The sequence below is a fragment of the Bordetella pertussis 18323 genome (assembly GCF_000306945.1).
GTDB lineage: Bacteria > Pseudomonadota > Gammaproteobacteria > Burkholderiales > Burkholderiaceae_B > Bordetella > Bordetella pertussis.
Genome location: NC_018518.1, coordinates 1,178,370 through 1,191,763 on the forward strand (window position 1 = coordinate 1,178,370; position 13,394 = coordinate 1,191,763).

General features: G+C 68.0%; 13 protein-coding genes. 12 read left to right on the forward strand and 1 reads right to left on the reverse strand.

The window, feature by feature from the left end; translation table 11 throughout:
* The first annotated feature begins 164 nt into the window (after window positions 1-164).
* The 12 genes from uppS (at window position 165) to BN118_RS05640 (ending at window position 12,416) form a co-directional block, all read left to right on the forward strand.
* Window positions 165-929 carry a polyprenyl diphosphate synthase gene (uppS, locus tag BN118_RS05585; protein ID WP_010930350.1) on the forward strand — a complete coding sequence of 255 codons (765 nt, stop codon included), beginning with the start codon at window positions 165-167 and terminating at the stop codon, window positions 927-929.
* Between the two features lie 19 nt (window positions 930-948).
* Window positions 949-1,806, forward strand: a complete 858-nt coding sequence (locus BN118_RS05590) for a phosphatidate cytidylyltransferase (protein WP_003811790.1) — start codon at window positions 949-951, stop codon at window positions 1,804-1,806.
* Entirely contained in the window at window positions 1,803-3,002 is a 1,200-nt protein-coding gene (locus tag BN118_RS05595) for a 1-deoxy-D-xylulose-5-phosphate reductoisomerase (RefSeq protein WP_003811788.1), read from the forward strand. The genes BN118_RS05590 and BN118_RS05595 overlap by 4 nt, the downstream gene beginning before the upstream one ends.
* A 39-nt stretch (window positions 3,003-3,041) precedes the next feature.
* Window positions 3,042-4,376 carry an RIP metalloprotease RseP gene (rseP, locus tag BN118_RS05600; RefSeq protein WP_014905604.1) on the forward strand — a complete coding sequence of 445 codons (1,335 nt, stop codon included), beginning with the start codon at window positions 3,042-3,044 and terminating at the stop codon, window positions 4,374-4,376.
* 52 nt (window positions 4,377-4,428) lie between these two features.
* A complete protein-coding gene (gene bamA / locus BN118_RS05605) occupies window positions 4,429-6,765 on the forward strand; it encodes an outer membrane protein assembly factor BamA (protein WP_010930353.1) in 2,337 nt (778 codons plus the stop codon).
* 125 nt (window positions 6,766-6,890) lie between these two features.
* On the forward strand, window positions 6,891-7,454 hold the full coding sequence (locus BN118_RS05610; RefSeq protein ID WP_003811782.1) for an OmpH/Skp family outer membrane protein: 564 nt from the start codon (window positions 6,891-6,893) through the stop codon (window positions 7,452-7,454).
* Between the two features lie 8 nt (window positions 7,455-7,462).
* Window positions 7,463-8,554: a UDP-3-O-(3-hydroxymyristoyl)glucosamine N-acyltransferase gene (gene lpxD / locus BN118_RS05615; RefSeq protein ID WP_014905605.1), complete on the forward strand. Its 1,092-nt coding sequence runs from the start codon at window positions 7,463-7,465 to the stop codon at window positions 8,552-8,554.
* A 71-nt stretch (window positions 8,555-8,625) separates the two neighbouring features.
* A complete protein-coding gene (gene fabZ / locus BN118_RS05620) occupies window positions 8,626-9,081 on the forward strand; it encodes a 3-hydroxyacyl-ACP dehydratase FabZ (protein ID WP_014905606.1) in 456 nt (151 codons plus the stop codon).
* Window positions 9,082-9,876 carry an acyl-ACP--UDP-N-acetylglucosamine O-acyltransferase gene (gene lpxA / locus BN118_RS05625; protein WP_014905607.1) on the forward strand — a complete coding sequence of 265 codons (795 nt, stop codon included), beginning with the start codon at window positions 9,082-9,084 and terminating at the stop codon, window positions 9,874-9,876.
* Window positions 9,873-11,054 (forward strand): lipid-A-disaccharide synthase, encoded by a 1,182-nt coding sequence (gene lpxB / locus BN118_RS05630; RefSeq protein ID WP_010930356.1) that lies wholly within the window; start codon window positions 9,873-9,875, stop codon window positions 11,052-11,054. The genes lpxA and lpxB overlap by 4 nt, the downstream gene beginning before the upstream one ends.
* Window positions 11,041-11,646, forward strand: a complete 606-nt coding sequence (gene rnhB / locus BN118_RS05635) for a ribonuclease HII (RefSeq protein ID WP_003811770.1) — start codon at window positions 11,041-11,043, stop codon at window positions 11,644-11,646. The genes lpxB and rnhB overlap by 14 nt, the downstream gene beginning before the upstream one ends.
* A complete protein-coding gene (locus tag BN118_RS05640; protein ID WP_003811768.1) occupies window positions 11,643-12,416 on the forward strand; it encodes a TrmH family RNA methyltransferase in 774 nt (257 codons plus the stop codon). Before rnhB ends, BN118_RS05640 begins: the two co-directional genes overlap by 4 nt.
* 11 nt (window positions 12,417-12,427) lie before the next feature.
* Here BN118_RS05640 and ppsR read toward each other — a convergent pair whose 3' ends face one another.
* Window positions 12,428-13,255, reverse strand: a complete 828-nt coding sequence (ppsR, locus tag BN118_RS05645; protein WP_010930357.1) for a posphoenolpyruvate synthetase regulatory kinase/phosphorylase PpsR — start codon at window positions 13,253-13,255, stop codon at window positions 12,428-12,430.
* Window positions 13,256-13,394 lie beyond the last annotated feature (139 nt).

Here is a 13,394-nt window from a genome sequence, read left to right on the forward strand (position 1 = left end):
CCGGTTGAGGTATCGGGGCCGTATCGACGGCTCCGGTGTCGATATCGGAATCTGTTCCGTACGCGCCGTCCCGGCCGCGCTGGTCCTGTCGGATTTGGCGCAGGCGCGACGGCGCAGGCTTTTGCAATACCTTTTTGCTTGCCGCCTTGCGCCAAGCTCCAGCCATGGCACTCAGTTCGACTCAGGCGATTCCGGAAACGGGGGACATCCCCAGGCACGTAGCCATCATCATGGATGGCAACGGCCGCTGGGCGACGCGCCGTCACCTGCCGCGCACGGCAGGGCACGCCAAGGGCGTGCACGCGGTGCGCCGCGTGGTCGAGGCCTGCGGCCGGCGCGGCGTGCGCTACCTGACTCTGTTCGCATTCAGTTCCGAGAACTGGCGCCGTCCGGCCGACGAGGTGTCGCTGTTGATGCGGCTGTTCGTGCAGGCGCTCGAGCGCGAAGTCGACAAATTGCAGGACCAGGGCGTGCGCCTGCACGTGGTGGGAGACCTGAGCGCGTTCGAGCCCAAGCTGCAGGAACTGATCGCCCAGGCGCAGGAACGCACCGAGCACAACGACCGGCTGCACCTGACGGTGGCGGCCAATTACGGCGGCCGCTGGGACATCCTGCAGGCCACGCGCGCCATGCTGCGCGCCGATCCGGGCCTGGCCCAGGATCCCGACCGCATCGACGAGGCGCGGCTGGCCGAACATCTTTCGATGGCCTGGGCGCCGGAACCGGACCTGTTCATCCGCACCGGCGGCGAACAGCGCATTTCGAACTTCCTGGTCTGGCAACTGGCCTACGCTGAATTCTATTTCACCGAACAATTCTGGCCCGATTTCGGCGCCGACGAGCTCGATGCTGCCTTCGAGTGGTATCGCACGCGCGAGCGGCGCTTCGGCCGCACCAGCGCGCAATTGCGCGGCGGCGCCAAGCGCTGACCCCCAAGGAGACGTATTCATGCTGGGCCAGCGCATCATCACCGCCGCCGTATTGCTTGCCGTCCTGGCCCTGACGCTGGCGCTGGCCAACCCGTGGTGGTTCGTCGCCTTGCTGGCGCTGGGCGCGGCCTGCGCCGCCTGGGAGTGGCTGCGCCTGACGGTGCGCCAGCCCCCCTCGGGTGCGCTGTGCGTCGGCCTGGCGGCGGCGCTGCTGGCGGCGATGCTGGCCATGGCGCAGGCCTGGATCCAGGGAGGCGTGTCCGGCCTGCGGCTCGAGGTCTGGGTCGGCTACTGGCTCACCCCGGCGGTCGTGGCCGTCTGGCTGCTGGGCGCGGGCACGGCGGTCGCGCGCGGCCGCGCCGACGCGCCGGCGGCCAGCCTGGGCTGGACGCTGTTCGCCATTCCCGCCGTGCTGGCCGCCTGGTCGGTGTTGGCGCTGATGTATCTGTCGCGCGGCGGCGCCTATGTGGTGTCGCTGCTGGCGCTGGTGTGGGTGGCCGATATCGCCGCCTATTTCGCCGGCCGCGCCTTCGGCAAGCGCAAGCTGGCGCCGCGGGTCAGCCCGGGCAAGACGGTGGCCGGCGCGGTGGCCGGCGTGCTGGGCGCGGTCGCGTGGATCGCCCTGAGCAGCCAATGGGATGGAACTTATGGCCAGGCGCTGGTCGAACGCTGGTCCTGGTGGCTGGCGTTGCCGGCGGCCGCCTTGCTGGGCGTCGTCTCCATCGTCGGCGACCTGTTCGAGTCCTTGCTCAAGCGCCGCGCCGGCCGCAAGGATTCCAGCGCGCTGCTACCCGGCCACGGAGGCGTCTATGACCGCATCGACGCCATCCTGCCGGTGGCGCCGCTGGCGTTGCTCATGTCTGGAGTGTTGTTTTGACCCGTTTTCAACGCGTCGCCGTCCTGGGATCGACCGGATCGATCGGCGACAGTACGCTCGACGTTATCGCGCGCCACCCGGATCGGCTGGGCGTGTATGCCCTGTCGGCCTATAGCCGCATGGACAAGCTGGCCGCCCAGGCGGCCGCCTGCGGCGCCGCCGTGGTGGTCGTGCCCGACGATGCGGCGGCTGCGCGCTTTCGCGCCGCCTGGCGCGGCAAGGCCGCCATGCCCGAGGTGCGGGTCGGGCCGCGCGCGCTGGCCGAGACGGCCGCCGCGCCCGAGTGCACCACGGTCATGGCCGCCATCGTCGGCGCCGCCGGCCTGCCGGCGGCCCTGGCCGCGGCGCAGGCCGGCAAGCGGGTGCTGCTGGCCAACAAGGAAGCGCTGGTGGCGGCCGGATCGCTGTTCATGGCGGCCGTGCGCGAGAACGGCGCCGAATTGCTGCCCATCGACAGCGAACACAACGCCATCTTCCAGTGCATGCCGCAGGGCGCCCGGGCGGCCGCGCCCACCGCGCCCGCGCCCGGCGTGCGGCGCCTGCTGCTGACCGCCTCCGGCGGCCCGTTCCGGCGCCAGGACCCGGCCGACCTGCACGAAGTGACGCCGGCCCAGGCCTGCGCACATCCCAACTGGAGCATGGGGCGCAAGATTTCGGTCGATTCGGCCACCATGCTGAACAAGGGACTGGAGGTCATCGAGGCCCATTGGCTGTTCGCCATGCCGTCCGAACGCATCGACGTGCTGATCCATCCGCAAAGCGTCGTCCATTCCATGGTCGAGTACGACGACGGCTCGGTGCTGGCGCAACTGGGACAGCCCGACATGCGCACGCCCATCGCCTACGGGCTGGGCTTTCCGGAGCGCCTGGCCAGCGGGGTGGGGCTGCTGGACCTGACGCGCTGGGGACGGCTGGATTTCGAGCAGCCCGACCTGCAGCGCTTCCCGTGCCTGGCGCTGTCGTTCGCCGCGCTGCGCGCCGGTCAGCCGGCCTGCGTGGCCCTGAACGCGGCCAACGAAGTCGCGGTGGCGGCGTTCCTGGAAGGGCGCCTGCGCTATACCTGGATCGCCCGGGTCATCGAGGCGGTGCTCGAGTGGCAGGCCAAGCAGGCATCTGTTACCCTGACCAGCCTGGATGACGTGCTCGACCTGGATGCGCGCGCGCGCTCATTCGCCGGCAATCTCGGCCTGGCGTGACGCGCCGGGCCGCCTTTCGCGTCCACCCGAGTCTGATCCATGCTTTTCACGCTACTGGCCTTTGTCGTCGCCCTGGGCACCCTAATTACGTTCCATGAACTGGGCCACTACTGGATCGCCCGGCTGTGCGGCGTGCGCGTGCTGCGTTTTTCCGTCGGGTTCGGCCGGGTGCTGGCGCGCCGCACCGACCGCCACGGCACCGAGTGGGCCATTTCCGCGATCCCCCTGGGCGGCTACGTCAAGATGCAGGACGATCCGCCGGCAGGCGCCAGCGCGGCCGAGGCGGCGCGCTCCTTCAATGCCCAGCCGGTCGGGCGCCGCATCGCCATCGTGGCCGCTGGGCCGCTGTTCAATCTTTTTCTCGCCGTGGTCCTGTATGCCGGCCTGAACCTGGCCGGCACCGAAGTGCCCGCGCCGGTGGTGGGCCAGCCGGCGGCCGGCACGCCGGCCGCGCAGGCCGGCCTGATGGCCGGCGACCGCATCGAGGCGGTGCAGGGGCGCGCGGTCGATTCCTGGAATGACGCGCGCTGGCGCCTGCTGGACGTGCTTTCCAGCCAGGGCGAGGCGCAGTTGGAAGTGCGCGGCCCCGGCGGCGCGGCGCGCGGTCTCGTGCTGCAGGTGCCGGGCGGCAACCGCCTGGATCCGGCCGACGGCGACCCGCTGGCCGAGACCGGCCTGCGCCTGGCCCAGCCCAAGCCGGTGGTGCGCGAGGTCATCGCCGGCGGCGCCGGCGAGCAGGCCGGCCTGCGTGGCGGCGACCTGATCGTGGCGGCCGGCCAGGCCGCCGACCTGGACGCGGGCGCGCTGGTGGCCCTGATCCAGCGCCATGCCGGCCAGCCCCTGGCCCTGACGGTGCAGCGCGGCGCCGACCGCCTGACCCTGACGGTGGTGCCGCGGGCCGAATCCGTGCAGGGCCAGGAGGTGGGCCGCATCGGCGTGCAGCTGGGCGGGGATATCCCCATGGTCACGGTGCGCTACGGGGTGATCGACAGCGTCTGGCGCGGCGCCCAGCGCACCTGGGACACGGCCTGGCTGTCGTTGCGCATGATGGGCCGCATGGTGCTGGGGGAGGTCTCCTGGCGCAATATCAGCGGCCCGGTCACGATCGCCGATTATGCCGGCCAGACGGTCCGGATCGGCCTGAAAGCCTATATTGCCTACCTGGCGCTGATCAGTATCAGCCTGGGCGTATTGAACCTGCTGCCGATACCCATGTTGGACGGAGGGCATCTGCTGTACTATCTCGTCGAAATTGTAAAAGGCAGTCCCGTTTCCGATCGCTGGATAGACATCGGCCAGCGAGCCGGCATCGGCCTGCTCGCAGGATTGATGGGCTTGGCACTGTTCAATGATTTTGCGCGCCTGTTCACTTAGGCACGAATAGAATAAAATCCCCCGCCATTTGCACGACCAAGGATACCCAAGGATGTCTCTACGCCGGATGTTTCATCACAAAAAGGGCGTTATACCGGGTTTGTTAGCCGCCGCGCTTCTTGCGCCCGCGCTGGCCCATGCCTTCGAGCCCTTTGTCGTGCGGGATATCCGCGTGGAGGGCATTCAGCGTACCGACGCCGGCACGGTGTTCGGCTACCTGCCGGTCAAGGTCGGCGAGAAGTTCACCGACGAGGAGGCCACCGAGGCGGTGCGCCGCCTGTACGGCACGGGCTTTTTCAGCGACGTGCAGATCCAGACCGACAACAACGTCGTCGTGGTCGTGGTGCAGGAGCGCCCCACGATCGCCTCGATCAGTTTCAATGGCATGCGCGAGTTCGACTCCAAGGCCATCACCAAGTCGCTGGCTCAGGTGGGTTTCGGCGAAGGGCGCATCTTCGACCAGTCCATGCTCGAACGCGCCGAGTACGAGCTGAAAGAACAGTACCTGGCCAAGGGCAAGTACGGCGTCGAAGTCACCGCGACGGTCACGCCGCTGCCGCGCAACCGGGTGGGCGTCAGTTTCGACGTGTTCGAAGGCGAAGTGGCCAAGATCCGCGAAATCCGCGTGGTCGGCAGCAAGGCTTTCTCGGAAGGCGAGCTGCTCGACCAGTTCGACCTGACCACGCCGGGCTGGCTGACCTGGTACACCAACACCGACAAGTACTCGCGCGAGAAGCTGGAAGGCGACATCGAGCGGCTGCGCTCGTTCTACCTGGACCAGGGCTACCTGGAGTTCACGGTCGAGCCGCCCCAGGTCACCATCTCGCCCGACCGCAAGGACATCTACATCACCATCACCGTGCACGAGGGCGAGCCCTACAAGGTGCGCGAAGTGAAGCTGGCCGGCAACCTGATGGGGCTGGACAGCGAAATCAACAACCTGGTCGAGATCAAGCCGGGCGAGGTATTCTCCGCCGCCAAGGCCAACAACTCGGCCAAGGCCATTACCAACTACCTGGGCGACCTGGGCTACGCATTTGCCAACGTCAACCCCAACCCGCAGCTCGACCGCGCCAAGCACGAGGCCGACGTCACGTTCTACGTCGACCCGAGCCGCCGCGTCTACGTGCGCCGCATCCAGATCGGCGGCAACACGCGCACCCGCGACGAAGTGGTGCGGCGCGAAATGCGCCAGCAGGAAGCCGCCTGGTACGACGCGGGCGACATCAAGGTGTCGCGCGACCGCGTCGACCGCCTGGGCTATTTCAACGAGGTCAACGTCAAGACCGATCCGGTGCCGGGCTCGCCCGACCAGGTCGACGTCAACGTGGACGTCAAGGAAAAGCCCACCGGCATCATCAACCTGGGCGTGGGCTACGGTTCGTCCGAAAAGGCGATTCTGTCGGCCGGTATCAGCGAAGACAACGTCTTCGGCAGCGGCACCAACCTGACGCTGCAGTTGAATACCAGCAAGACCAACCGCGCCGTGGTGCTTTCGCACACCGATCCGTATTTCACCAAGGACGGCATCAGCCGCACCACCTCGGCGTACTACCGCGTCACCGAGCCGTGGGACAACAACGACGGCGACTACCGCGTGAAGGCCATGGGCCTGGGCATGAACTTCGGCGTGCCCATCTCCGAGTACGACCGGATCTTCCTGGGCGGCACGTTCGAGCGCAACCAGATCGATCTGTACAACAACTCGCCGCAGGCCTATCGCGACTTCGTCGACCAGTACGGCAATTCGACCAACGCGCTGATCTTCAACACCGGCTGGTCCAAGGACACGCGCGACAGCGCGCTGGCGCCGACCAAGGGCGCGTACACGCGCCTGAAGGGCGACTTCTCCACGATGGATCTGAAGTACTACCTGCTGACGGCGCAGCAGCAGTACTACCTGCCGCTGGGCCGCAGCTACACGCTGGCCCTGAACGGCATGATCGACTACGGCCGCAGCTACGGCGGCCTGGACTACCCGGTGATCAAGAACGTGTACGCCGGCGGCATCGGCACGGTGCGCGGCTACGAGGGCGCCTCGCTGGGTCCGCGCGACCGCCTCACGGGCGACTACATCGGCGGTTCGCGCCGCATGGTGGCCAACGCCCAGCTGTACCTGCCGTTCCCGGGCGCCTCGAAGGACCGCACGCTGCGCTGGTTCGTGTTCACCGATGCGGGCCAGGTCGCGGCCGGCAGCGGCATGTCGTGCACGGCCGGCAAGCCGGACAGCGAAGTGGAGGATCCGTGCGGCTGGCGCTTCTCGGCCGGTATCGGCCTGTCGTGGCAGTCGCCGCTGGGTCCGCTGCAGTTGTCGTACGCTCGCCCGCTGAATTCGAAGTCCGGCGACGACACGCAGGCGTTCCAGTTCCAGATCGGCACGGGTTTCTGATCGCTGCGGGGAAGCCTGCGAGCCGTTACGCATGAAAACATGGGAAATGGCCGGTTGCCCGGCCGTCCCGCAGTTTAGTGGCACAATATCGTCTTTGCTTTACCTCATTGGAAGGTGAGATTTTCATGATGTCTGATTTCGCACTTAATACCTCGGGTTCCAAGCGCGCCAAACGAGGGGCCGGCAAGCTGGGCGTATCGCTGGCGCTGGCGGGTGCTTTGCTGTTCGGGTCGTCCGCGGCGGTCACCGCGCAGGCGCAAGGCACCAAGATCGGCTTCGTGAACACGGAGCGGATCCTGCGCGAATCGGGTCCGGCCAAGGCGGCGCAAAGCAAGATCGAATCCGAATTCAAGCGCCGCGACGACGAACTGCAGCGCCTGAGCAGCAGCCTGCGCTCGCAGGCCGAGAAGTTCGACAAGGATGCCCCGGTGCTGTCCGAATCGGACCGTGTCAAGCGCCAGCGCGAGCTGAGCAACCTCGACATGGACCTGCAGCGCAAGCGCCGCGAGTTCCAGGAGGATTTCAACCGCCGCCGCAACGAAGAGTTCTCGAGCATCGTCACCAAGGCCAATGACGCCATCAAGCGCATTGCCGAGCAAGAGAACTACGACCTCATCATCCAGGACGCCGTTACGGTCAACCCCCGTATCGATATCACCGACAAGGTGATCCAGAGCCTGGGCCGATAAGCACGCCCATGCCGGTTCTGCTGGACCCTGAAAACGCGCTCGCTCTCGATGTCCTGCTGGCCGGCATCGATGCCCAGGGGCTGGACTGGCACCTGAGCGCCCCCGATGCCGCCGATCTGCCCAGGATCCGCGGCATCGGCACGCTGTCTTCGGCGGGAAACGAGGAAATCAGCTTCCTGTCCAATCCCCGCTACCAGAATCAGCTGGCCACCACGCGCGCCGCCGCGGTCATCGTGACGCCCGACGTCGCGCAGGCCCGGCAGGAGCAGGGCGCGTCGGGCCACGTGCTGGTGGTGTGCAAGCATCCCTATCTGCTGTATGCGCGCCTGGCGCAGTGGTTCGAGCGCGCCAGCCGGCCGGCCGGGCCCGCCGGCGTGCATCCGTCCGCGGTGGTCGACCCCAGCGCCGAGATCGACGCCGATGTGCGGGTCGGCGCGCAGTGCGTCATCGAGGCGGGCGCCCGCATCGGGCGCGGCGCCAGGCTGGGGCCGGGCTGTGTGATCGGCGCCGGCTCCACGGTAGGGGCCGACAGCCTGCTGCATCCGCGCGTCACCCTGTACGCGGGCGTGCACGTGGGCGAGCGGGCCATCATCCACAGCGGCGCCGTGCTGGGCGCCGACGGTTTCGGTTTCGCGCCCGATCCCACGCTGGGCCGCGGCGCCTGGGGCAAGATCCCGCAGTTGGGCGAGGTGAGGGTGGGCAACGATGTCGAAATCGGCGCCAACACCACCATCGACCGCGGCGCGCTGGACGACACGATCGTGGGCGACGGCGTGAAGCTGGACAACCAGATCATGGTGGCGCACAACGTGCGGATCGGCGCGCATACCGCCATTGCCGCCTGTGTCGGCATCGCCGGCTCGACCACCATCGGCGAGCGATGCACCATCGGCGGCGCATCGATGCTGTCCGGGCACCTGGCCATCGCCGACGACGTCAATATCTCGGGCGGCACCGCGGTGACATCGAACATCGCGAAGGCCGGCCGCTACACCGGCGTGTATCCTTACGCCGAACACAGCGAATGGCAGCGCAATGCCGCGGTCATTCAGCAATTGGCGCTGCTGTGCCGGCGCTTGCGGGCCCTCGAGCGGGAATAATCCCGCACGGCCCGTGTGCCCGGTTGGCGGCGCATTGCAACATAATCTATTTTTGCTTTGCAGGAAAACAAATGGAACTCGACATCAAGGGGATCATGGACCGGCTGCCGCATCGCTACCCGATGCTGCTGATCGACCGTGTGCTGGAGATGGTGCCCGGCAAATCCATCGTTGCCATCAAGAACGTCTCGATCAACGAGCCGTTTTTCACGGGCCATTTTCCGCATCATCCGGTCATGCCGGGCGTGCTGATCGTCGAGGCCATGGCGCAGGCTTCGGCCCTGTTCTCGTTCACCGACGAGAACGGCGGGCTGAAGTGCGACGGCGCCAAGACCGCCTACTACCTGGTGGGCATCGACGGCGCGCGGTTCCGTAAACCCGTGGTGCCGGGCGACCAGTTGCGGCTGGAAGTCGAGGCCGAGCGCCTGTCGCGTACCATCTGCAAGTGCCAGGGCCGGGCCCTGGTCGACGGCCAACTGGTCGCCGAAGCCAAGCTGATGTGCGCGATCCGTAGCCTGGAAGAGTAAATGTCAGGAAACATCCATCCCACCGCCGTGGTCGATCCGGCGGCACAGATCGACAGTTCGGTCGTGATCGGCCCATACAGCGTGGTGGGGCCGGGAGTCAGCATTGCCGCGGGCACCGAGGTCGGCGCGCACTGCGTGCTCGACGGCGTGACCAGCATCGGGCGCGACAACCGCTTCTACCGCTTTTGCTCCATCGGCGGCATGCCGCAGGACAAGAAGTACAGCGGCGAACCGACGCGACTGGTCATCGGCGACCGCAACACGGTGCGCGAGTTCACCACGTTCAACACCGGCACGGTGCAGGACGGCGGCGTGACCAGCATCGGCGACGACAACTGGATCATGGCCTACGTGCACATCGCGCACGACTGCCATATCGGCAACAACACCATCCTGGCCAACTCGGTGCAGCTGGGCGGCCACGTGCAGGTGGGCGACTGGGCCATCGTGGGCGGCCTGACCGGCGTGCACCAGTTCGCCAAGATCGGCGCGCACAGCATGACCGGCGGCAACAGCTTGCTGATGCAGGATGCGCCCCCGTTCGTGCTGGCGGCGGGCAATCCGTGCCGGCCCGTGGGCGTCAATGTCGAAGGCTTGAAGCGGCGCGGTTTCTCGGCGGCGGCCATCTCGGCGCTGCGCGATGCGTACAAGTCGATCTACCGGCGCGGACTGTCGCTGGACGAGGGGCGCGCCGAGCTGCGCGCGCGCCAGCAGGCCGAGCCGGATGTCGCCGAGCATCTGCAGACCATGCTGGACTTCCTGGACGCTTCGACGCGCGGCATCATCCGGCCATGAGCCTGCGCATAGGCATGGTCGCCGGCGAGCCTTCGGGCGACCTGCTGGCCGGGCGCATCATCGCCGGCCTGCAGGCCCGGGCACCCGGCGTGCACTGCGCCGGCATAGGCGGGCCCCAGATGGCGGCGCGCGGCTTCGAGGCCTGGCACCCCATGCATGCGCTCACGGTGTTCGGCTACATCGATGCGTTCAAGCGGATTCCCAGCCTGCTGTCGACCTACGGCGACGTCAAGCGGCGCCTGCTGGCCGAGCCGCCGTCGGTGTTCGTGGGCATCGACGCGCCGGATTTCAACCTGCGCCTGGAGCACCAGTTGCGCCAGGCCGGTACCCCCACCGTGCATTTCGTCGGTCCCTCGATCTGGGCCTGGCGCTACGAACGCATCAACAAGATCCGCGCCGCCGTCTCCCACATGCTGGTGCTGTTTCCGTTCGAGGAAGCGCTCTATCGCAAGGAAGGAATCCCGGTCACCTATGTCGGCCATCCGCTGGCCGGGGTGATTCCCATGCAGCCCGATCGCGCCGCGGCCCGCGCGCGGCTGGGCATCGACGCCGACGCGCGGGTGCTGGCCATCCTGCCGGGCAGCCGCTCGTCCGAGATCCGCCTGCTTGCGCCGCGTTTCCTGCAGGCCGCGGCCGAGCTGGTCCGGCGCGATCCACGCCTGCAGTGCGTGGTGCCCATGGTCAACCCGCAGCGGCGCGCCGAGTTCGAGGCTATCGCGACCCAGCATCCGGTGCCGGGCCTGCGTTGCGTGACCGCCGCCGAGGGGCAGGGCGAGACGCCGGTGGCCTGGTCCGTCATGGAGGCGAGCAACGCCGTCCTGGTGGCCAGCGGCACGGCCACGCTGGAAACGGCGCTGTACAAGCGGCCCATGGTCATTTCGTACGTGCTGTCGCCGTGGATGCGGCGCATCATGGCCTGGAAATCCGGGCAGCAACGTCCCTACCTGCCGTGGGTGGGGCTGCCCAATGTGCTGCTGCGCGATTTCGCCGTGCCGGAGCTGCTGCAGGACGAGGCCACGCCGGCCGCGCTGGCCGAGGCGACCTGGCAGGCGCTGACCGACGAGGCCGGCGCGGCGCGCATCGAGGCGCGCTTTACCGCCTTGCACCAGGACTTGCTGCGCGATACGCCGGCGCTGGCCGCCCAGGCGATTCTGGAGGTGGCCGATGGAGCAGCCTGACCTGTTCGGCACGCTGGCGCCGCTGCCCGCCATCATTGCCGGCGTCGACGAAGCCGGTCGCGGACCGCTGGCCGGCGCGGTCTATGCGGCCGCCGTCATCCTGGACCCGGACCGGCCGGTCGACGGCCTGGCCGACTCCAAGGTGCTCAAGGCCGAGCAGCGCGAAGCGCTGGCGGTGCAGATCCGCGCCCAGGCGCTGGCCTGGTTCGTGGCCAGCGCCAGCGTGCAGGAAATCGACAGCCTGAACATCCTGCGCGCCACCATGCTGGCGATGCAGCGCGCCGTGGCCGGCCTGGCCATGGCGCCGGAACTGGCCATGGTCGACGGCAACCAGGCGCCCAAGCTGCGCTGCGCCGTGCAGACCGTGATCAAGGGCGATGCGCTGGTGCCGGCGATCTCCGCCGCGTCCATCCTGGCCAAGACGGCGCGCGACGCCGACCTGCTGCGCCTGCATGCCTTGTATCCCCAATACGGCTTCGACCAGCACAAGGGCTACGGCACGCCGCAGCACCTGTCCTTGCTGCGCGAGCACGGCCCGTGCCCCGAACACCGGCGCAGCTTCGCGCCGATCAAGGCGTACGGCGCGCCATGAAGCACCTGAGTTCGCGCGACAACCCGGCGGTCAAGGCGTTGCACAAGCTGGCCGCCGGCGGCGGCCGCCGCGACGGACGGATCCTGCTCGACGGCGTGCATCTGTGCCAGGCCTGGCTGGCGCACCAAGGCACGCCGCTGCAGGCGCTGTTCGATGTCGCGCGGCTGGACCATCCCGAGATCCGCGCCCTGGCCGGCCAGGTGCCGCCGCAGCATTGCCTGGCGCTGGATTCGCGCCTGCTGCAGGGGCTGGCCAGCGTCGAGAGCGGCCAGGGCGTGGTGTTCGTGGCGCGCGCGCCCGAACCCGCGCTGCCTGAACGCATCGACGAGAACTGCGTGCTGTTCGACCGGATCCAGGACCCGGGCAATGTCGGCACCTTGCTGCGGACCTGCGCGGCGGCCGGCGTGCGCCGGGTGCTGCTGGCGGCCGGCACGGCCGCGGCATGGTCGCCCAAGGTGTTGCGCAGCGGCCAGGGCGCGCATTTCGCGCTGCATATCCACGAACACCTGGACCTGGAGGCAGTGCTGCCGCGGCTGGACGTGCCGCTGGTGGCCACGACCCTGGCGCGGTCCGGCTCGCTCTACGACACGGACCTGCCGGCGCGCTGCGCCTGGGTGTTCGGCCACGAAGGGCAGGGCGTGGCCGAGGCGCTGCTGCGGGCGGCCGCGCTGCGCGTGCACATTCCGCACGAGTCGGCGGCGGTCGAGTCGCTCAATGTGGGCGCCGCCGCCGCCATCTGCCTGTTCGAGCAGCGCCGCCAGCGCCGCTGACCCGCCCGCGCCTAGACGCGCTCCAGTCCGACCTCCTGCAGCACCGTGGTGGCGATTTCCTCGATCGACTTGGTGGTCGTCGACAGCCACGAAATGCCCTCGCGGCGCATCATGCGCTCGGCCTCGGCCACTTCGTAGCGGCATTGCTCCAGGCGCGCGTAATGGCTGTTGGGGCGGCGCTCGTTGCGCACCTCGGCCAGCCGCTCGGGCTGGATCGACAGGCCGAACAGCTTGCCGCGGTACGGCGCGATGGTCTTGGGCAGCGCGCCGCGCTCGAAATCGTCCGGGGTGAGCGGGAAATTGGCGGCCTTGACGGCGTACTGCATGGCCAGATAGAGGCTGGTCGGGGTCTTGCCGCAGCGCGACACGCCCAACAGGATCACGTCGGCCTGGTCCAGCTGGTTGACGAACTGGCCGTCGTCGTGCGCCAGGCTGAAGTTGATGGCGTCGATCCGGTTGCGGTATTTCTCGGAGTTGGCCGCCATGTGCGAGCGTCCGATGGAGTGGCTGGACTTCAAGCCCAGGGCCTGCTCGATGTGGCTGACGAATGTTCCAAAAAGATCGAGGAAAACGCCGTTCGACTGGCGAACCAGCGCCAGGATCTCGGGGTTGACCAGGGTGCTGAAGACAATCGGCGGCACGCCGGCCTCGAGCGCGTTGCGGTTGATGCGCGCCACCACCTCGCGCGCCTTGTCCAGCGTATCGATGAAGGGCAGGCGCACGGGCTTGAAATTGACCTCGTCGAACTGCGATAGCACGGAGTGGCTGAAGGTCTCGGCGGTGATGCCGGTGCTGTCCGAAACGATGTAGACTGCACGTTCAATAGGGGTAGAAGTCATATGTAAAAAATTCCAACCAGGTACCGGGAGGCTTGTGCCCAAGCGAGTACAATCGCCCCCCTAATAAGTCACCCCAAGGGGCGGTCCAAGGCCAGTTTGGTCAGCGCAGTTGAGCTGCATTGACCAAACTCGCTTTCAT

What these genes read in the sequence shown, in the direction of transcription:
- lpxB (WP_010930356.1), top strand. Translation starts at nt 9,873, where the DNA reads ATGAGCCTGCGCATAGGCATGGTCGCCGGCGAGCCTTCGGGCGACCTG.
- lpxD (WP_014905605.1), top strand. Translation starts at nt 7,463, where the DNA reads ATGCCGGTTCTGCTGGACCCTGAAAACGCGCTCGCTCTCGATGTCCTG.
- BN118_RS05640 (WP_003811768.1), top strand. Translation starts at nt 11,643, where the DNA reads ATGAAGCACCTGAGTTCGCGCGACAACCCGGCGGTCAAGGCGTTGCAC.
- ppsR (WP_010930357.1), bottom strand. Translation starts at nt 13,255, where the DNA reads ATGACTTCTACCCCTATTGAACGTGCAGTCTACATCGTTTCGGACAGC.
- BN118_RS05590 (WP_003811790.1), top strand. Translation starts at nt 949, where the DNA reads ATGCTGGGCCAGCGCATCATCACCGCCGCCGTATTGCTTGCCGTCCTG.
- rnhB (WP_003811770.1), top strand. Translation starts at nt 11,041, where the DNA reads ATGGAGCAGCCTGACCTGTTCGGCACGCTGGCGCCGCTGCCCGCCATC.
- rseP (WP_014905604.1), top strand. Translation starts at nt 3,042, where the DNA reads ATGCTTTTCACGCTACTGGCCTTTGTCGTCGCCCTGGGCACCCTAATT.
- uppS (WP_010930350.1), top strand. Translation starts at nt 165, where the DNA reads ATGGCACTCAGTTCGACTCAGGCGATTCCGGAAACGGGGGACATCCCC.
- fabZ (WP_014905606.1), top strand. Translation starts at nt 8,626, where the DNA reads ATGGAACTCGACATCAAGGGGATCATGGACCGGCTGCCGCATCGCTAC.
- BN118_RS05610 (WP_003811782.1), top strand. Translation starts at nt 6,891, where the DNA reads ATGATGTCTGATTTCGCACTTAATACCTCGGGTTCCAAGCGCGCCAAA.
- bamA (WP_010930353.1), top strand. Translation starts at nt 4,429, where the DNA reads ATGTCTCTACGCCGGATGTTTCATCACAAAAAGGGCGTTATACCGGGT.
- lpxA (WP_014905607.1), top strand. Translation starts at nt 9,082, where the DNA reads ATGTCAGGAAACATCCATCCCACCGCCGTGGTCGATCCGGCGGCACAG.